This is a genomic window from Streptococcus sp. 11273D007BT (assembly GCF_053547195.1).
Window position 1 is genome coordinate 831,166 of sequence record NZ_JBPWPE010000001.1, and the last position, 17,747, is coordinate 848,912.

Consider the following 17,747-nt stretch of genomic DNA (forward strand, 5'->3'; position numbering starts at 1 on the left):
GGAGTTGGATAATAGGTCTCAACTCCTTTTATTGTAAACCTAAAAAAATTCTTCATAAAATACTAAAAAACAAGAGAAATTAAGATAAAATGCCTTGTTTTATGATAGAATAGTTATAATTATAGATTTTGGAGTGTATGAGATGAAGTTAAAGACGAATGCAAGACAACTGAAAGGAACAATTCGTGTTCCTGGAGATAAATCCATTAGCCATAGATCAATCATGTTTGGTAGTCTAGCTAAAGGTGTGACGACTGTTCGTGATATTCTACGTGGTGAGGATGTCCTTTCAACCATGCAAGTCTTTCGTGATTTAGGTGTAATAATTGAGGATGATGGTGAGATTGTCAAGGTTCATGGAGTTGGGTTTGACGGTTTAAAAGCTCCTAAAAATGCCTTAGACATGGGAAATTCAGGAACGTCTATTCGCTTGATTTCAGGTGTTTTAGCGGGACAAGATTTTGAAGCAAAGATGTTTGGAGATGATAGTTTATCCAAACGTCCAATGGATCGAGTGACTATCCCTTTATCTCAGATGGGAGCAACAATCTCAGGGCAAACCGAACGTGATTTACCCCCTTTGCAGATTCGTGGAAGTAAAACCCTAAAACCAATTCACTACCATTTGCCTGTTGCTTCTGCTCAAGTGAAGTCAGCCTTGATTTTTGCAGCTCTACAAGCTGAGGGAGAGAGTGTTATCATTGAAAAAGAAAAAACGCGTAATCATACTGAAGACATGATTGTTCAGTTTGGCGGAGAGATTTCTGTCAATGATAAAGAGATTCGTATTTCAGGGGGACAAGAATTTGTTGGACAAGATGTCACTGTTCCTGGAGATATTTCCTCAGCAGCCTTTTGGTTAGTGGCGGGACTTATTGTTCCAAATTCTAAAGTTGTTTTGGAAAATGTTGGGATTAATGAAACTCGTACAGGTATCATTGATGTGATTAAGAGTATGAATGGTAATATCACACTTTCGCAAGTTGATGAGGTTGCAAAATCAGCGACAATTACGGTTGAAACTTCTGATCTAGTTGGGACTGAAATTGCAGGTGATATTATTCCTCGCCTCATTGATGAGTTACCAATTATCACACTATTGGCTACTCAAGCTAAGGGAACAACTGTTATCCGTGATGCAGAAGAGTTAAAAGTTAAAGAAACAGACCGTATCCAAGTAGTTGCAGATGCCTTGAATGCTATGGGAGCAAATATTACACCTACTGAGGATGGCATGATTATTGAGGGAAGAACAGCCCTTCATGGTGCAACAATCAATACTTATGGAGATCACCGTATTGGGATGATGGCTGCTATTGCTGGTCTGTTGGTTAAAGATGGAGATGTTGTTCTTGAACGTGCGGAGGCGATTAACACAAGCTACCCGATGTTCTTTGATCATATGGAGGCATTGCTCAATGGCTAAAATTTTAATCGGATTTATGGGGGCAGGAAAAACCACAATTGCTCAGTTATTAGACCCTAATTATGTTGATATGGATGCTATCATCACTGAACGTATTGGGATGCCGATTGCAGATTTTTTTGCAAAAGAAGGAGAAGCAGCTTTTAGAAAGATTGAATCGGAAGTATTAGAAGAGCTTTTGAAAACCAATCAAGTTGTGTCAACTGGTGGTGGAGTTGTTGAAAGTGAACATAATCGTCGCTTGTTAGCTGCTAATGCGGATACCATTTATCTAAAAGCAGATTTAGAAACAGTGCGCCAGCGTATTCAAGCAGATACAAAAAATATTCGACCGCTTTTTGTTAACAATACCAAAGAGGCTTTTCAAGCTTTATTTGACCGTCGTCAAGCCTTGTATGAAGAAGCTGCTAGCCGAGTTATTCTTGTATCTGGAAAAACACCTGCTGAAATTGTAGAGGAAATTGGATGAAGATAGCCTATTTGGGTCCAAGTGGCTCTTTTACACACAATGTTGCTTTAAAAACTTTTCCCAAAGAAGAGTTAATCCCATTTTCAAACATTACTGAAGTGATTAAGGCTTATGAAAGTCATCAGGTGACCTATGCCATTGTTCCAGTTGAAAACTCTATTGAGGGATCTGTTCATGAAACTTTGGATTATTTATTTCATCAAGCTAAAATTCATGCAGTGGCTGAAATTATTCAGCATATTAAGCAACAATTAATGGTTAAAAATGATGGAGAGCATATTGAAAAAATATTTTCTCATCCTCAAGCCATTGCTCAAGGGAAAAAGTACATCACAAAGCACTATCCAGAGGCAAAGATTGAAATCACAGCTAGTACGGCCTATGCTGCTCGATATGTTTCGGAACATCCTAAGGAAGCTTTTGCAGCAATCGCTCCAGAAGCTGCAGCTAAAGAATATGGTTTGACTATTATTGCAAATGATATTCAGGAGATGGAAGAAAACTTTACGAGATTTTGGGTTTTGGGAGAGCAAAAGCCTGAGATTCAACTAAAAAAAATAGATCGTAAACTTTCTTTAGCATTAACTCTTCCAGATAATTTACCTGGTGCACTTTATAAGGCTCTATCTACGTTTGCTTGGCGAGGAATTGATTTGACAAAAATTGAGAGTCGCCCTTTAAAGACAACTCTAGGGGAATATTTCTTTATTATTGATTTAGATAATGAAAACAATCAGTTGGTTGACTTTGCTCTAGAGGAGTTAGCTGTAATCGGAATTTCCTATAAAATTTTAGGTGATTATCCTGTTTTTCAATTATAATTATCGAATATTAGAATGAAACGTAAAAATAAGAAAGACCAGTGAGAAATGTCCAATCTAAATCATCATGAACGACTTAGGTTTAACTATTTATTGGCTAATATCAGCTATTTGACACCTAGGGAAAAAGAGGAATTTGACTATCTAAATAGAAAAAGACAGGGATTGCCCATTTCTGAAACTCAAGCCTCGCCTCAGCATACACCATACAAGGAAACTAGTGTCATTCCACCACATTCTAAAGACACTCCTTCTTCAAGACCTGTTTCTCCTAAAAAACAAGCTAAAAAAAGACTAACACCAAAAAAGACAGGGAAAAAAAAGAAATTAAAACATTTCTTTTATGGTTTCTTACTTTTTCTTCTTACCGTCATTTCCATTATGATTTTTCTCTTTTTTAAAGGAAGAAATGATGCTCAACAAGAAGCTGAAGCTAATCATAAGGCTGCGGTTGTTGAAGTTTTTAATGGAGAAGAGACCAGTGATGGCACCAATATTTTAATTATGGGAACTGATAAGCGAGTGACTGAGCAGTCAACAGATGCTAGAGCAGATACTATTATGGTTGTTAATATTGGAAATAAAGATGGCAAGATAAAAATGGTTAGCTTTATGCGAGATATCTTGGTCAATATTGAAGGTGTCAGTGCGGATGATTATACTGTTGACAATAAACTGAATACGGCTTTTAATATTGGGGAACAAAATGATAACCAAGGTGCAGAATTGTTACGAGAAACTTTAAAGCGTAATTTTGATATTGATATTAAATATTATGCTATGGTTGATTTTGAAACCTTTGCAGAAGCTATTGATGCTCTATTTCCAAATGGTGTCAAAATTGATGCACAATTTGCCACTGTAGATGGAGAAGAAGTGGATAAGGTCGAGGTGCCTGATGATCTTAATATGAAGGATGGTGTAGTTCCTAATCAAACTATCAAAGTTGGAACACAGTACATGGATGGACGCACTTTACTGAATTATGCTCGTTTTAGAAAAGACGATGAGGGTGATTTTGGTCGGACGAAGCGTCAACAACAAGTCATGCAAGCTGTTATGACACAGTTAAAAAATCCAACAAAACTATTTACAGGCTCAACGGCTTTGGGAACGATTTTTGCCTTAACGTCAACGAATGTTCCTTATTCTTTCATTGTACAAAATGGTCTTTCTGTTATTTCAAGTGGTCAAAAAGGAATCGAGCGGACGACAATTCCAGAAAATGGTGATTGGGAAGATGCTTACGATATTTATGGAGGTCAAGGTCTGTTGATTGATTTTGATAGTTATCAAAAGGAATTAGCTGACTTGGGATTTCGTTAGATAAAAAACTCTAAACTTCTATGTGAATAGAAGTTTAGAGTTTTTTTATTATCTCATTTATTTTTATTTATTTATTTATTATAGAAGAATGAAGTATTTTTAGGGATTTTTGTCTAAAAAACTTGAAAACATTATAGGTAAGGAAACAAATGATAGTAATGACAAGAAGGAGTTCTACTGTATAAAGTATAAGTATGGCTTGGTGATAGTTAAAGAGAGGAAAACTTGCTTTCAAAGCGCCTATGCTGCTAACAAGAGGAAAACTGAAAGCAGCAAAAATAGGGGAAAATGTGTTCCTTATTTGTTTGAAAAAGATAACTAGTGCAAATAGATAGAGGAGTTGAGAAAACAGGAGTACCCCTAAAATCAACGGATGATTTGCTGCTGGGAAAAGTTTTAGATAAGCTGTTAACAGTAGGGAGAGAGGAGCTGCGTATATGGCTAATAAAGGTTTTTCTGTTAAGGACAGAGGATTTTTAATCTGCCTGTAAGTGATGGTGACAAATAGAATGAGCCAAGCTAGACTGGAAACCATTAAAATTGGCAAATGGAGCAACTCTAAAGTGTTACTAGGACTAGTGGGGATACTAATCGCTAAACCAACATAGAGAACAAACCAACTAGGATAAATCTGATCAAGATTTTTTTGGGAAATAAAGTGATCACTAAACCAGACGATATAAATCAGATAGCTGATAAGAACTAAACCCCATAAGCCTATCTTTAATCTTTGTTCAAAAGGTAGAGCAGTTATGAACACAAAGAGGCTCATAAAAAAGCTGGCAAAACTAGAGGCAACAACAGGATTTTCAAATTCCGTTAGTAATGTTTTTGCAGTTAATAGAAGTCGGCCAGTGATGAGACTTAGAAGCAGTGTGGCTAAAAGATAGACTATACCTGATAGTTTAGGAAAGTCACTAAGTAAATTAGCCAGACTAAATAGTGCTAGCATTAGGCTGGTAATGGCAAGTGGAACATTTGATAGGAATGCTGTCATAAGCCGTCTCACTTACTTTACGCTTTAGCTAAGATATGGCGAAGTTGCACGGCGCTTGGTGTGACAATTGGTAAAAAGACTCCTTCGTTCCAACGACGGATAAAACTGGAAGACGATTGCTTAAAGTACCCTTGTCCTCCGCTGGCTTGTAGCTCTAGGAGCAGGCTTGCTGCAACAACATCGACGATATCAATACGTAGTTGAAAGAGTTCTTTAGGGTGTTGGATAAAGTAATTGTCACGTTTCAATCCTTGGAATAGGTCGCCTTGAATCGCTTCTAATTGTGCTAGGGTCGTTTGATAGTCATTTTTTAGAACGCTTCGGTTGCTATTCAGACTATTTTGGACTTCTGATAGTGAGCGTTTAGCGAGACCAAGTGCTAGCCCAAATTGAAAACCTAGAAAACTTGGTCGTGTTTGCGCAATATAATCAGGAGCATCTGTAGACAAGACCCAGTTCTTATCTAGTTTGACATGGTTGAAGCTAAGGGCAGCTGTATTAGCACCTTGTAGGGAGACAAACTCTAAATCAGGCGAACGGGTGAGGTCTTCGGCAGTAGATGGGATGACTAAAATCCAAGGCTTGCGATTATCCTTAAAACCAGCCGCAAAAACAGCTAGAAAACGATCTGAACGCAGGTTAGTAACCCAAGGCAGGCGACCATCAAGGTAGAAATCATCTCCTTCTTGGCTAATGGTGACATTCAATTCCTCAATGTTAGACAGGTATTTGACAGCATTTGATAAACCCGTTCCCCCAGCGATGTCTCCATCGAGTAGGTCTTTTAGCCAGGTTTGACGTGGATAAGGATTGGGACTGGTAAGAATATATTCAATGAAGGTACGATGTCCCCAGGAGATAAAAGCAGCTGTGAGAGAATGTTCAGCTAGCTCAGATAGAAGGTCAATAACATCTGTTTTATCGCCACCAAGTCCACCGAGTTCTTTAGGAACTCCGATTTTAAACACATTAAACTGAGCAATTTTTTTGAGTAATTGATCTGCGAGTTCTCCTGACTCTTGATCCAGTTGGTCTGCATGTTGGTCTAACCAAGTGATAAATTCGGTTGAAAAATAAGTCATAGGCAGGTTTTCTCCTTCATTATTTAGCGTAAGCTGCTAGCTCGGGATTGATTGGTGTTTGGGCTAAATTGTTAGCATAGTTACAGAGAGTGGCTAGACTGACACCTAAAATGACGTCAAGGGCATTTTGGTCCGTAAAGCCTGCATCAAGGAAGTCCTTATAAGCCTCATCTCCAACAGCACCTTTGGTGTTAATCACAGCAATGGTGAATTTTGCTAAGGTATCTAATCTTTGATCATCTTCAATTGGTGTGGCATTGCGGAGTGCTTCAAGAAGATTTGGTGGCATTTGGATTTGCTTGATGGAAAAAGCTGTGTGCCCTGCTACACAGAAGGCACAACCGTTAGTTACAGCGGCAGTAATTTGAACAACCTCGCGCTCGGTTGGTGTCAGAGAGTTGCGTCGATTGATTGCACCTACTGTACGATAAGTTTCTAAAGCAGTAGGGGCATTAGCTAGTAGTCCAATTAAGTTTGGAATATAGCCACCGTTATCTTTTTCAACCGTTCTTAGCGTATCTTTAACCTCATCGGGTGCAGTCTCAATCGTATGTATTGTTAAATTTGGCATATCGTTCTCCTTAAAAAGTAATTACTAATAGGATATCAGTTACGGAATTATTTGGATAATCTTTATTTTTTATGATAGACCATAAATTTTAGTTATATATGCTATAATAGAGAGCAGTGAATGATTCTTGTAGAAGAAAACTAAGGGGGAAGAATGTTAGTTAAAAATAGTATTGTTGAGGTTGATATTATTGATTTAAGCCATGAAGGAGCTGGAGTAGCTAAGGTTGATGGTTTAGTCTTTTTTATTGACAATGCACTTCCAGGGGAACGTATTCGTATGCGGGTGCTCAAGCTCAATAAGAAAATGGGGTACGGTAAGGTTGAGGAATACTTGTCTTATTCAGAGCATCGTAATCAAAATGTTGATTTGGCATACTTGAGATCTGGTATTGCAGATCTAGGGCATCTGACCTATGGTGCCCAGCTTGACTTTAAAACTAAGCAGGTTAAAGATAGTTTGTATAAGATTGCAGGAATTTCAGCTATTGATATTCCTAAAACGTTAGGAATGAAAGCACCTCTTGCTTATCGTAATAAAGCTGCGGTACCTGTGCGTCGTGTTAAGGGTCAGTTGGAAACAGGCTTCTTCCGTAAAAATTCGCATGACTTGATCCCTATTGAAGACTTCTATATTCAGGACAAGGAAATTGACCGCTTGATTTTAGCGACACGAGATTTGTTGCGTCGTTTTGACCTTAAGCCTTACGATGAAAAGGAGCAGACAGGCTTGATTCGTAATATTGTGGTTCGTCGTGGCCATTATTCAGGGCATCTCATGTTGGTCTTAGTAACGACGCGTCCTAAAATTTTCCGTATTGAGCAAGTCATTGAGCAGTTAGTGAAAGACTTTCCTAACTTAGTGTCAGTCATTCAGAATATCAATGATAAAAATACTAATGCGATTTTTGGAAAAGACTTTAAAACACTTTATGGTCAGGATACCATCACTGATAGCATGTTAGGAAATAGTTACGCTATTTCAGCTCAATCCTTTTATCAAGTTAATACCGAAATGGCTGAGCAACTCTATCAAGTAGCTATTGATTTTTCAGATTTGGCATCAGATAGTGTGGTGATTGATGCTTACTCAGGTATTGGGACAATTGGTCTTTCATTTGCTAAAAAGGTAAAGGCAGTTTACGGAGTTGAAGTGGTCGCTTCCGCTGTTCAAGATGCTAAGGAAAATGCTAAGCGTAACGGTATCACAAATGCCAACTACGTCTGTGCGACAGCAGAAGATGCCATGAAGGAGTGGAGTCAGAAAGGTATCAAACCCGATGTTATCTTAGTCGATCCCCCGAGAAAAGGCTTGACCGAAAGTTTTATCACATCAAGTGTTGCCATGCAACCAGAGAAAATTACCTACATCTCATGTAACGTTGCTACCATGGCGCGTGACATCAAGCGCTATGAAGAGCTAGGCTATAAACTCAAAAAAGTCCAACCCGTTGACCTCTTCCCGCAAACGCATCACGTCGAGTGTGTCGCACTGCTCGTAAAAGCCTAGAAACCTTGGAACGAAAGGGATAATGAAAAGCCTTTGTTGCAAGGCTTTTTGCTTTATGGTGGGTAAGTATCAGAGTGAGAAAATTTTTGGAATGAGTAGAAGTGATAGCTAGAAATTATCAGTTTCTATTTCCATTTACCCTGTGGGTACGTGTTTGTTTCCATTGACAAGGAGTTTGTGGGAATAGAAACGTACCCACCTTGTTTGAATCAAGTGAAGTGTAGTTGAAGGAAATCTGTTGAAAGCAATACTTCATTTTACCGAATAAGTAATAATTTAGGCAACTTCAAATCGATTAAAAAAAACTATTTTAAAGGTTAAGAGTAGACAAAAATTGTCCACTCTTTTTTGTAAACTCAATTTATCAATAAATGAAATGAGGGAATGTAAAATGAAATATTTTGAGGTTGAGTTAGAAAATCCTGATGAATTTTTAAAACTACAAACAGAAGATTTTGTGAAAGCTAATCGCTTGCTACTAAGGAAGATAATCCAGAGCGTTACAGTCTATGAAGAACACTTCGTCATATCCTTTAAATCTGGCATCGAATTGGAAGTATGAGACTCATTCCATAACTTTTATATTGAACATATCATCTTGTTGTGTTATACTATAAATTGAAGTTAAATTAGATGCTAAAAATTTGTAATTAAGAAGGAGGGATTCGTCATGTTGGTATTCAAAATGCGTAATGTAGATAAAACATCTACTGTTTTGAAACAGACTAAAAACAGTGATTACGCAGATAAATAAATACGTTAGATTAATTCCTACCAGTGACTAATCTTATGACTTTTTAAACAGATAACTAAAATTACAAACAAATCGTTTAACTTCTGTATTTGTTTATAGATGTAATCACTTCAGGAGTGATTACATGAACAAAAATATAAAATATTCTCAAAACTTTTTAACGAGTGAAAAAGTACTCAACCAAATAATAAAACAATTGAATTTAAAAGAAACCGATACCGTTTACGAAATTGGAACAGGTAAAGGGCATTTAACGACGAAACTGGCTAAAATAAGTAAACAGGTAACGTCTATTGAATTAGACAGTCATCTATTCAACTTATCGTCAGAAAAATTAAAACTGAATACTCGTGTCACTTTAATTCACCAAGATATTCTACAGTTTCAATTCCCTAACAAACAGAGGTATAAAATTGTTGGGAATATTCCTTACCATTTAAGCACACAAATTATTAAAAAAGTGGTTTTTGAAAGCCATGCGTCTGACATCTATCTGATTGTTGAAGAAGGATTCTACAAGCGTACCTTGGATATTCACCGAACACTAGGGTTGCTCTTGCACACTCAAGTCTCGATTCAGCAATTGCTTAAGCTGCCAGCGGAATGCTTTCATCCTAAACCAAAAGTAAACAGTGTCTTAATAAAACTTACCCGCCATACCACAGATGTTCCAGATAAATATTGGAAGCTATATACGTACTTTGTTTCAAAATGGGTCAATCGAGAATATCGTCAACTGTTTACTAAAAATCAGTTTCATCAAGCAATGAAACACGCCAAAGTAAACGATTTAAGTACCGTTACTTATGAGCAAGTATTGTCTATTTTTAATAGTTATCTATTATTTAACGGGAGGAAATAATTCTATGAGTCGCTTTTTTAAATTTGGAAAGTTACACGTTACTAAAGGGAATGGAGATAAATTATTAGATATACTACTGACAGCTTCCAAGAAGCTAAAGAGGTCCCTAGCGCCTACGGGGAATTTGTATCGATAAGGGGTACAAATTCCCACTAAGCGCTCGGGACCCCTTGTAGGAAAATGTCCTAAGTGTGGCAACAATATTGTATTAAAAAAATCGTTTTATGGTTGTTCAAATTATCCTGAATGTAAGTTTACTTTAGCTGAACATTTTAGAAAGAAAAAACTAACCAAAACGAATGTAAAAGAATTACTGGAGGGAAAAGAAACCCTGGTAAAAGGAATCAAAAACAAAGAGAAAAAGCCCTACAATGCTGTTGTAAAAATTGGGGAAAAGGGATATATTGATTTTATCTCTTTTTCAAAATAAACATAAAAGCCCTTTAAAGAGGGCTTTTATATATTAATCACAAATCACTTATCACAAATCACAAGCATACGACGATTGTATTCTCCCGCTATATTTTGCTGGCCTGGCAGCATCGGCAAAGTACGGATGCTCGCTCGTTCGGCGGTCTGTTTTATGTGTTGTGCGACGAAGTTGGCACATTGGACTGGGCCATCGCCTTGCAGCAACTGCTCGATCTGATCAACGAAATCGCTACGAAAGCAGGAAAAAAGCTTTCGGCTCTGATTCAACGTCAACTCCAGCAATGGATTGCAACTTTACCCAGCTACATCAAGGCCTGTTTGCCCATTTCATGCTGCGAAAGTTGAGTTAGTAAAAAAGATATATAGAATACTGAAGTCTGGTGGTAAGCTAGTTTTTACGGTTGAACATCCTGTTTTTACTGCCTATGGAACACAAGACTGGCATTATAACGAAAAAGGAGAAATACTGCATTTTCCGGTGGATAATTATTATTATGAGGGCAAACGGACAGCTGTGTTTTTGGGAGAAAAGGTTACAAAATATCATAGAACACTGACCACATATCTAAATACACTGCTTTCAAATGGTTTTATAATAAATCATATTGTGGAGCCGCAGCCTCCGGAAAACATGATGGATATTCCGGGGATGCAGGATGAAATGCGCCGTCCCATGATGCTGATTGTATCGGCCAACAAAAAAGAGAAAAGATAAAATTGAAACACCCGCAACATAAACAGCAAAGGAGTGCGATATGATGCTATCTGAAAATAACTCCACACCAAGGAGTGATGAAGAGCTGCAAAAAAACATGGTTGCTGAACTTAAGCCGCACAATGCACCGATTACTCTTGTCGAATACGATCCAAGTTGGTCTGATTTGTTTGAACAGGAAGCGAACCGGATTCGTTCAGTACTCGGCAACAAAGCCTTGCAGATTGAACATGTAGGCTCGACCTCGGTACCGGGGCTTTGTGCCAAACCAATAATTGATATGCTGCTGGTTGTGAAGGACTCTGCCGACGAGCTATCCTATGTTCCGGCATTGGAATCAGCTGGCTATATATTGCGGATTCGGGAACCCGAGTGGTTCGAACACCGCCTGTTCAAAGGACCCGATACCGACATCAATCTGCATGTGTTCAGTTCGGGCACATCAGAGATTGATAGAATGTTCCGTTTTCGAGATTGGTTGCGGACTAATGATGCTGATCGAGACAAATATGCACAAGTTAAGCGAAACTTGGCAAAGAATAAATGGAGGCATGTTCAACACTATGCGGACGCCAAAACGTCCATAATACAGAAAATCATGGAACGAGCTAGTTTGAATTTAGAAAATGGGATTCCTGAGAAAAATCTTTTTATGATGTGCAAAGCATTAAATTTCAATGCCATTTCTGAGTTGTCAGATGAGTATCATGTTAGAACATGTAGAAGAGATGAACTGGATATATGGAAAGAGATGCCGTTTGACGATGTGAAATCTGCCAAAGAATATAATGGGTTTATGACGGAATACTTTAATGATGTATACGGAAGTAAAGAAGATTTATTTTTTCAGAAGTGTTTATTTGTTTGTGATAAAAATGATACTCCTATAGGGACGTGCTTTGCGTGGAAGGCATATGAAAAAATTTCTACAATACATTGGTTTAAAGTCCGGAAAAACTATGAAGGATTAGGCATTGGTAGAGCTTTACTTTCCATTGTTATGAGAAGTATTAAAGAGAATGACTATCCGGTATTTCTTCATACACAACCATCCAGCTTTCGAGCAATAAAATTGTATTCTGATTTTGGATTTGCTTTTTTAACAGACCCAATAATCGGATATAGAAAAAATGATTTGGAGGAATGTTTAACCATTCTAAAAGAACATATGCCGCAAAAAGATTTTGAAAAGCTGCAATTTGCAGAAGCACCTGAGGATTTTTTGAAAGCAGTAAAATCTTCTAAAATAAACCAGTTTTAATTTAAATGTACGGGAATTTAAATGTACGGGATAAGCCCAAGGAATCATCCCCAATTACATCCATAAAGGTCTCGAGATATGTGTCGGGATGCCCAGAAAGTTTGCGCGAAAGGAGCTCGCATTCGAGAATATGAATAACAAAGAAATACCGAAAGAAGCAATTCAAGCATCGAAAATTATAGAGGAGCTACTCGATAGTATATTAGTGGGTATATATTTGTACGGTTCTGCTGTTATGGGAGGATTACGCATTAATAGCGATGTAGATATTTTGGTTGTAATAAATCGTAGTTTATCTGAAAGAACTCGAAGAGATCTTACAGACAGACTAATGCTTATATCTGGGAAAATAGGAAACACAAAAGATATGAGACCTCTTGAAGTTACAGTCATTAATCAAAAAGATATTATTCCTTGGCATTTTCCTCCCAAATATGAATTTATGTACGGCGAGTGGCTTAGAGAGCAGTTTGAAAAGGGAGAAATTCCTGAGCCGACTTATGATCCGGATTTAGCAATACTTTTAGCACAACTAAGAAAAAATAGTATCAACCTTTTGGGACCAAAGGCAACAGAAGTAATTGAGCCTGTGCCAATGACAGATATTCGAAAAGCAATTAAAGAATCTTTGCCTGGGTTGATAGCTAGCATTAAAGGTGATGAACGCAATGTGATTTTAACTTTAGCCAGAATGTGGCTGACAGCATCTACTGGTGAAATCAGATCAAAAGATCTGGCAGCTGAATGGGCAATACCTCAATTACCCTTTGAGTATGCCATTTTACTTGACAAAGCAAGCAAGGCTTATCTGGGAGAGTATATTGATAAGTGGAAAGGAATGGAGTCTGAGGTGACTGAACTCGTTAATTATATGAAGAAGTCTATAGAATCTTCCCTTAATCTCTAATTTAGTTTATAGTAGTGACAGTCTTTAGGTAGACATATTTTCTGATGAGCTTATTGCTTTCAATTGGTTCCACTTTGAAAATAAAGTAGTGATCACGGTTATCTCTAGCCTTTTCCTTATTTAGGACAAAGTAATTCTTGCGAGAAGTCGCCATTGTTTTTAGGATATCATCAGTCAGGAATGTCAATGGAATATTCATGTTGGAGTAGCGGTAGAAGTCACGTTCAAAATCTTGGTAGCTCTCGCTGAAATAGTCCATCTGTAGGTGATTACGCTGAAACTCAAGCTGATTCATAGAGCACCTCCTCTACAAGTTCAATACTAATTATGTCTTTCAATTTCAAATTGATGTGACCTGTTGGAGTTTTTATCAAAATGAAATCTTTGGTCAGACTTGGTATTGTACCAGTGTAGGAAACACGCTTGTTTTTTTCAACTACATAGATGCGCGTGTTCAATTGTCCAGCGTATACTTGACTGAGGAGTAACAGTTTCTTCTCTAGTGACAAATCTGACATAAACGTTACTTTGTTTGCATCGTCAGTAAGTGCTGATGTATGCTCAGATAGGAAAAATCCCATCCATTTTTGCATCTTCGTATCCTGGTACTCTCTTGCTGACTGAAATGGTAAGTATGAACGGTCAATCATTTTAATCCCTCCAATCCACCAGCGGAATGACCGCCGATAAGTTTACTGCGTTCAATATTTCTGGAACCTTCAGTTAGGACGGTTCCTTTTTGAATAGCTAAAAAGCCAAACTGTTCTCTGACAACATCAATAGCTGTCTGAAGTCTATTTTCTTTTTCAATTTGTTCTACATCATCAAATAGTGATAGTAGGGTATAGTTTTCATCTACGAAGCCACTATAAGAGACACCAATTTGTCTCACTGCACCAGAGGTGTATTTCTTTCGGAATAATTCAAGTACATGGCTTACCATTGTTTTTGGGAGATTTGCGGGGTCAATTTTTTTCTGAGCATTTATAGATTTTTTCATTTCAGTCCTAGAATATCCAATATGAATAGAAACGATAGTAGCTTTCTTATGGGCTGAACGCAGTCGATTAGCAACCTGATCAGCCATTTCAGCTAATACGATTTCAATTTCTCTTTGGGTTCTGTAATCTCTAGGAAGTACTTGTGAGTTACCCAATCCTCGTGATTTTGGTTTATAGGGTTCATGGACGTTGCTCTCGTCAACTCCATTGGCGTGAAACCAAAGTTGAACACCGACTTTACCGAATTCTTTTTTGAGAATATCAGGATTGAAATTGGCTAGTACTTTGATTGAATGAATACCAAGTTTTTGTAAATGAATCTCGGTTTTACTACCGATCCCCCAAAAGTCTGTTAATTTTGGAATGGCCCATACCTTGGTTTCTACATCTTCGTATGACCAGTTAGCTCTCATTGTAGCAGTTTTCTTAGCTTCATTATCTAGAGCTAGTTTAGCTAGAAGAGGATTGGAATTACTCATTCCAACAGTTGAGATAATACCTGTTTTACGGTAAATATCTCTCTGAATCATAGCCGAAACATTATCTAACTTATCTTTCCTTGACATTGACTTATCAGAAATAAAGTAAGAGAGTGAGCTAGTAAGGTCAATAAAGCCTTCATCGATTGAATAGGGCAGAATATCATCAGGAGCAGCATAGTCTTGAAAGATATGCTGAATCTCTAGATTCTTCTCAATATATCTGTCCATTCGAGGAGGAACGATGAGTGTACGCTTTGCCCAGTGTTCAATAAACGATTGATACTTCGGTGTTACCTCAATTCCCTGTTTCCATGCATTTTGATAGCTGAATTTTCGAGTGTTGATATCAAATGGCAAGTCGTAGGAACGACCTACGTTAGCTTTACCGAAGACTTTCTTGAACATTGGAGAAGAAGCGAGAATCAATCCTGCCGAGTTATCCGCTCGGCTCATGACGCACAGTGATGTGTAGAGTGGATGTAAACCTCTATCCACACATTCTACCGAAGCGTAGAAGGACTTCATATCGAGGAAGGCTATGTCACTTTGAGGTTCAATAGAATAGTCGATATAGCCCATGGGATTATCTCCTTTTTAGTTTTTCAAGCTCTTCGATAAGTTCTCCGATATAGTCAGTAATGTCGTATTCGAATTTGTCAGTGGTGACGATAATACGTTCGTCTTTGATGTAAATCATTTCTTTAACATTCATTGGTATTGTCATCCTCCTCGGTCATAGTAATTAAAATAGAATCTTCTATCAAAAAAGCGTAAGGATAGATTTTAGCATCCTCATTTTGAGGAATAAGAATTTCATCGAATCTTCATTTTCTAGTCGTTCTTCAAAGTTGTCCATATTGAAAATTTCAACTTTACAATCAGGGTTGAAACCATACGTTCCAAGTTCTAAAATATCCTTTAGCTTCATGATTATACCCCCTCTACAGGCATGAAGTGTCCCACAACTAGACCAACAATTCTTGGCTCATCCTCATAAGGGATGAACTTCTCTGGATAGTCCTTATTCAAGGATACCATTCTAAATCCATCCTCATCACGGTAGAGTTTTTTGATATAAACAGAGTCTTTCCATGATAATGCATAGACCGCACCATCATAGTCGAAACCGTTCGAGCGAATAAGTGCGACTTCACCGCTCTTATAAACGGGCTCCATAGAATCTCCCTCAATCCATGCGGCAATATCGTAGCCGTATTGTTCTTCATCAGAGTAGACAGTTTCAGTTTCAAACTCGTCAAAGAATCCTTCTCCGAGACCAGCTGAGAGTTAGATATCTGATAGCACTTGGACTGAGAAGAGTGGAATGACGTTAGAAGCTTGTTGGGAAAGAAGAAGTTCCTCAACATAGTCCTCTGCCTTTACCTGATTATCAGGAGATAACTGAAGATAGTTATTGACGATATTGTATTCAGATTCAAAATAAGTGACTGGGACATCTAGGATTTTGGCGAGAGCTGTTAGGTTTTTTTGGTTAGGGATAGATTTACCTGATTCCCAATTATGAAAGGCAGTTCTGTTGATTCCAATTTTCGAAGCAATTTCGGATTGTGATAACTTTTTTTCATTTCTTCGATTCTTTAGACGTTCTTTTGAAAACATAAAATCCTCTTGTTAAATTATAACTTAACAAAATTATAACAAAAATACTACAAATTGCAATATAAAATAGCCATACACGAGTAGGGCTATTCTATGTTTGTATGGATAGAAGCTAAGAAATCAGAAATTGGTTGTATAATTGCCCTTGCTAGCAAGACTGGGACAGCATTTCCAATTTGCTTATATGCTTTATCAAGAAGTGCATTTTCTGAAATAGGCTTACCGTTTTTTCCAATTGGTGAACCTAAACTGAAATCATACCAATCTGGGAATGTTTGTATTCTCTGAATTTCTTTTACAGAAAGACGTCTATTTTCTCCTTTAAATATCCATTTATTATGTCCTATTTTTTCCATTGGTTCACCTCCAGGATGTTGAGGTGCCTGACGTCCACTGGCTTGTATAGTGAAACTTTGTTCATCCCAATTTTTTTTTCTATTTCGACTCATGTAGATAGTACTATAAGAACCTTTAAAATATGGGCCAGGGTTATTTTCTAAATCACCGATAGCTTCTTTTAATGTAACCCAAGGCTTTCTTTCAGCAAAAAGGCTTATTTCGTTGGGGTTGCCATGAGTAGGTTGTGGAAGGGAGTAGGAATAGTTAAATTTTTTCACTATTTTTTCTTTGTGGACTCCAATTAAAAATACACGTTCTCGAGATTGAGGTACACCATAGTCCCTCGCATTGACTAGATGGGCAGTAACTTCATAACCAGCACTTGAAAAATCTTCAATAATTTGTTTAAGAACTTCACCTTTTCCAAGTGTCATCATTCCTTTGACATTTTCTGCTACAAAGAATTCTGGTTGTGTTTGTATCAGTGCGCGAATAAAATGTAAGTAAAGAAAATTACGTTCATCATCAATTAGCCTTGGTCCTGCTTCGCTAAAACCTGGACAGGGAAAGCCTCCAATCATTAGTTGATTATTAGGAAAGTGTGCTACTTTTCGTATGTCTTTTTGATGCTGAAGAATTTTATGATTAAAGTTTTTTTTGTAAGTTTTATTAGCTTCTACAAACATATCATTTGTATATACGGTATTAAAAATTGATTTTTTTCTTTCATTTTCATAGATTTCTTTTGAGCGAAACGCATCAAAAGCTTTATCATATCCGATTGAAGTAACCAGACCGGCTAATTCTGTACCTAAGTCTAATCCACCAGCACCTGAAAATAAACTTACAACATTAATTTTATTTTTAGGTTGGAAATTATTACATTCTTTAATTAATTCTTCATCCAACTCATCTTCAATGATTTTTGATGTTTCTTCTTTTATTTTGTTAAGTAACACTGACTGAATCTCATCTAGTGATAAGTCTTTTGCAGGTTTAAACTTACCACGAGAACGTTCAGTGGATTCGGATGTCTTGATATTACTTTCAAAATTTTGATGTGGTTCTATGCTTGTACTTAACATAATCTATGATTTTCTCGCACTCTCTATTAAATTCTGTAATAATCATTTTACCATATTTCTTTACATAAATCGAAACAATAGCTAATAA

The 17,747-nt window shown here is 37.3% G+C and carries 18 protein-coding genes and 4 pseudogenes; 12 read left to right on the forward strand and 10 right to left on the reverse strand.

Features of this window, described 5'->3' with window-relative positions; all coding sequences use genetic code 11:
* The first annotated feature begins 142 nt into the window (after positions 1–142).
* The 4 genes from aroA to ACEE75_RS04295 are packed head-to-tail and all read left to right on the forward strand — an operon-like array spanning position 143 to position 4,042.
* Positions 143–1,426 (forward strand): 3-phosphoshikimate 1-carboxyvinyltransferase, encoded by a 1,284-nt coding sequence (gene aroA, locus ACEE75_RS04280; RefSeq protein WP_447574224.1) that lies wholly within the window; start codon positions 143–145, stop codon positions 1,424–1,426.
* Entirely contained in the window at positions 1,419–1,895 is a 477-nt protein-coding gene (locus ACEE75_RS04285) for a shikimate kinase (protein ID WP_354367062.1), read from the forward strand. The genes aroA and ACEE75_RS04285 overlap by 8 nt, the downstream gene beginning before the upstream one ends.
* Positions 1,892–2,716 carry a prephenate dehydratase gene (pheA, locus tag ACEE75_RS04290; protein WP_354367063.1) on the forward strand — a complete coding sequence of 275 codons (825 nt, stop codon included), beginning with the start codon at positions 1,892–1,894 and terminating at the stop codon, positions 2,714–2,716. The genes ACEE75_RS04285 and pheA overlap by 4 nt, the downstream gene beginning before the upstream one ends.
* Before the next feature lie 48 nt (positions 2,717–2,764).
* Complete coding sequence (locus tag ACEE75_RS04295) at positions 2,765–4,042, forward strand: LCP family protein (protein WP_447574223.1); 1,278 nt, start codon at positions 2,765–2,767, stop codon at positions 4,040–4,042.
* A 67-nt stretch (positions 4,043–4,109) separates the two neighbouring features.
* On the opposite strand, the gene ACEE75_RS04300 is transcribed toward ACEE75_RS04295, so the two are convergent.
* From ACEE75_RS04300 to ACEE75_RS04310, 3 genes are read right to left on the reverse strand one after another with little or no spacing between them, the layout of a single operon-like run.
* Positions 4,110–5,039 (reverse strand): SLAC1 family transporter, encoded by a 930-nt coding sequence (locus ACEE75_RS04300; RefSeq protein ID WP_447574222.1) that lies wholly within the window; start codon positions 5,037–5,039, stop codon positions 4,110–4,112.
* Positions 5,040–5,056: 17 nt separating this feature from the next.
* Positions 5,057–6,121 (reverse strand): acyl-CoA dehydrogenase family protein, encoded by a 1,065-nt coding sequence (locus tag ACEE75_RS04305; protein WP_447574221.1) that lies wholly within the window; start codon positions 6,119–6,121, stop codon positions 5,057–5,059.
* A 19-nt stretch (positions 6,122–6,140) separates the two neighbouring features.
* A complete protein-coding gene (locus ACEE75_RS04310) occupies positions 6,141–6,692 on the reverse strand; it encodes a carboxymuconolactone decarboxylase family protein (protein WP_354367069.1) in 552 nt (183 codons plus the stop codon).
* A 153-nt stretch (positions 6,693–6,845) separates the two neighbouring features.
* Here ACEE75_RS04310 and rlmD point away from each other — a divergent pair, with 153 nt between their 5' ends.
* The 8 genes and pseudogenes from rlmD (at position 6,846) to ant(9) (ending at position 13,132) form a co-directional block, all read left to right on the forward strand.
* Positions 6,846–8,201, forward strand: a complete 1,356-nt coding sequence (rlmD, locus tag ACEE75_RS04315; protein WP_447574220.1) for a 23S rRNA (uracil(1939)-C(5))-methyltransferase RlmD — start codon at positions 6,846–6,848, stop codon at positions 8,199–8,201.
* Positions 8,202–8,592: 391 nt separating this feature from the next.
* Positions 8,593–8,763: a hypothetical protein gene (locus tag ACEE75_RS04320; RefSeq protein ID WP_002941306.1), complete on the forward strand. Its 171-nt coding sequence runs from the start codon at positions 8,593–8,595 to the stop codon at positions 8,761–8,763.
* A gap of 108 nt (positions 8,764–8,871) precedes the next feature.
* The gene (locus ACEE75_RS04325; RefSeq protein ID WP_013641314.1) at positions 8,872–8,955 is read left to right on the forward strand and encodes a 23S rRNA methyltransferase attenuation leader peptide; all 84 of its coding nucleotides are present in this window, start codon (positions 8,872–8,874) and stop codon (positions 8,953–8,955) included.
* Between the two features lie 121 nt (positions 8,956–9,076).
* Positions 9,077–9,817: pseudogene (gene erm(B), locus ACEE75_RS04330) on the forward strand (23S rRNA (adenine(2058)-N(6))-methyltransferase Erm(B)); the annotation flags it as partial.
* A 169-nt stretch (positions 9,818–9,986) separates the two neighbouring features.
* Positions 9,987–10,247 (forward strand): annotated as a pseudogene (locus ACEE75_RS04335) (topoisomerase DNA-binding C4 zinc finger domain-containing protein); the annotation flags it as partial.
* Positions 10,248–10,595: 348 nt separating this feature from the next.
* Positions 10,596–10,964: pseudogene (locus ACEE75_RS04340) on the forward strand (class I SAM-dependent methyltransferase); the annotation flags it as partial.
* A 40-nt stretch (positions 10,965–11,004) separates the two neighbouring features.
* Positions 11,005–12,225, forward strand: coding sequence for a GNAT family N-acetyltransferase (locus ACEE75_RS04345; protein ID WP_024399350.1), 1,221 nt, complete (start codon positions 11,005–11,007; stop codon positions 12,223–12,225).
* A 130-nt stretch (positions 12,226–12,355) separates the two neighbouring features.
* Complete coding sequence (gene ant(9), locus ACEE75_RS04350) at positions 12,356–13,132, forward strand: aminoglycoside nucleotidyltransferase ANT(9) (protein ID WP_029750077.1); 777 nt, start codon at positions 12,356–12,358, stop codon at positions 13,130–13,132.
* Position 13,133: 1 nt separating this feature from the next.
* On the opposite strand, the gene ACEE75_RS04355 is transcribed toward ant(9), so the two are convergent.
* The 7 genes and pseudogenes from ACEE75_RS04355 to ACEE75_RS04385 all read right to left on the reverse strand — a co-directional run bounded on the left by ACEE75_RS04355 (position 13,134) and on the right by ACEE75_RS04385 (position 17,659).
* Complete coding sequence (locus tag ACEE75_RS04355) at positions 13,134–13,427, reverse strand: DUF5960 family protein (protein WP_105112591.1); 294 nt, start codon at positions 13,425–13,427, stop codon at positions 13,134–13,136.
* Positions 13,414–13,782 carry a hypothetical protein gene (locus ACEE75_RS04360; protein ID WP_044679106.1) on the reverse strand — a complete coding sequence of 123 codons (369 nt, stop codon included), beginning with the start codon at positions 13,780–13,782 and terminating at the stop codon, positions 13,414–13,416. The genes ACEE75_RS04355 and ACEE75_RS04360 overlap by 14 nt, the downstream gene beginning before the upstream one ends.
* Entirely contained in the window at positions 13,779–15,194 is a 1,416-nt protein-coding gene (locus ACEE75_RS04365; RefSeq protein ID WP_449173566.1) for a Y-family DNA polymerase, read from the reverse strand. The genes ACEE75_RS04360 and ACEE75_RS04365 overlap by 4 nt, the downstream gene beginning before the upstream one ends.
* A gap of 4 nt (positions 15,195–15,198) precedes the next feature.
* Positions 15,199–15,327, reverse strand: coding sequence for a hypothetical protein (locus ACEE75_RS04370; protein WP_397610468.1), 129 nt, complete (start codon positions 15,325–15,327; stop codon positions 15,199–15,201).
* Between the two features lie 48 nt (positions 15,328–15,375).
* Complete coding sequence (locus ACEE75_RS04375; RefSeq protein WP_449173567.1) at positions 15,376–15,543, reverse strand: hypothetical protein; 168 nt, start codon at positions 15,541–15,543, stop codon at positions 15,376–15,378.
* Positions 15,544–15,545: 2 nt separating this feature from the next.
* Positions 15,546–16,235 (reverse strand): annotated as a pseudogene (locus tag ACEE75_RS04380) (LexA family transcriptional regulator).
* Positions 16,236–16,321: 86 nt separating this feature from the next.
* On the reverse strand, positions 16,322–17,659 hold the full coding sequence (locus tag ACEE75_RS04385; protein ID WP_079268956.1) for a DNA cytosine methyltransferase: 1,338 nt from the start codon (positions 17,657–17,659) through the stop codon (positions 16,322–16,324).
* Positions 17,660–17,747 lie beyond the last annotated feature (88 nt).

Coding starts and splice junctions, on each gene's coding strand:
- rlmD (WP_447574220.1), top strand. CDS start 6,846: ATGTTAGTTAAAAATAGTATTGTTGAGGTTGATATTATTGATTTAAGC.
- ACEE75_RS04365 (WP_449173566.1), bottom strand. CDS start 15,194: ATGGGCTATATCGACTATTCTATTGAACCTCAAAGTGACATAGCCTTC.
- ACEE75_RS04355 (WP_105112591.1), bottom strand. CDS start 13,427: ATGAATCAGCTTGAGTTTCAGCGTAATCACCTACAGATGGACTATTTC.
- ACEE75_RS04310 (WP_354367069.1), bottom strand. CDS start 6,692: ATGCCAAATTTAACAATACATACGATTGAGACTGCACCCGATGAGGTT.
- aroA (WP_447574224.1), top strand. CDS start 143: ATGAAGTTAAAGACGAATGCAAGACAACTGAAAGGAACAATTCGTGTT.
- ACEE75_RS04370 (WP_397610468.1), bottom strand. CDS start 15,327: ATGAATGTTAAAGAAATGATTTACATCAAAGACGAACGTATTATCGTC.
- ACEE75_RS04305 (WP_447574221.1), bottom strand. CDS start 6,121: ATGACTTATTTTTCAACCGAATTTATCACTTGGTTAGACCAACATGCA.
- ACEE75_RS04325 (WP_013641314.1), top strand. CDS start 8,872: ATGTTGGTATTCAAAATGCGTAATGTAGATAAAACATCTACTGTTTTG.
- ACEE75_RS04360 (WP_044679106.1), bottom strand. CDS start 13,782: ATGATTGACCGTTCATACTTACCATTTCAGTCAGCAAGAGAGTACCAG.
- pheA (WP_354367063.1), top strand. CDS start 1,892: ATGAAGATAGCCTATTTGGGTCCAAGTGGCTCTTTTACACACAATGTT.
- ACEE75_RS04320 (WP_002941306.1), top strand. CDS start 8,593: ATGAAATATTTTGAGGTTGAGTTAGAAAATCCTGATGAATTTTTAAAA.
- ACEE75_RS04375 (WP_449173567.1), bottom strand. CDS start 15,543: ATGAAGCTAAAGGATATTTTAGAACTTGGAACGTATGGTTTCAACCCT.
- ACEE75_RS04295 (WP_447574223.1), top strand. CDS start 2,765: ATGTCCAATCTAAATCATCATGAACGACTTAGGTTTAACTATTTATTG.
- ACEE75_RS04285 (WP_354367062.1), top strand. CDS start 1,419: ATGGCTAAAATTTTAATCGGATTTATGGGGGCAGGAAAAACCACAATT.
- ACEE75_RS04300 (WP_447574222.1), bottom strand. CDS start 5,039: ATGACAGCATTCCTATCAAATGTTCCACTTGCCATTACCAGCCTAATG.
- ACEE75_RS04345 (WP_024399350.1), top strand. CDS start 11,005: ATGATGCTATCTGAAAATAACTCCACACCAAGGAGTGATGAAGAGCTG.
- ACEE75_RS04385 (WP_079268956.1), bottom strand. CDS start 17,659: ATGTTAAGTACAAGCATAGAACCACATCAAAATTTTGAAAGTAATATC.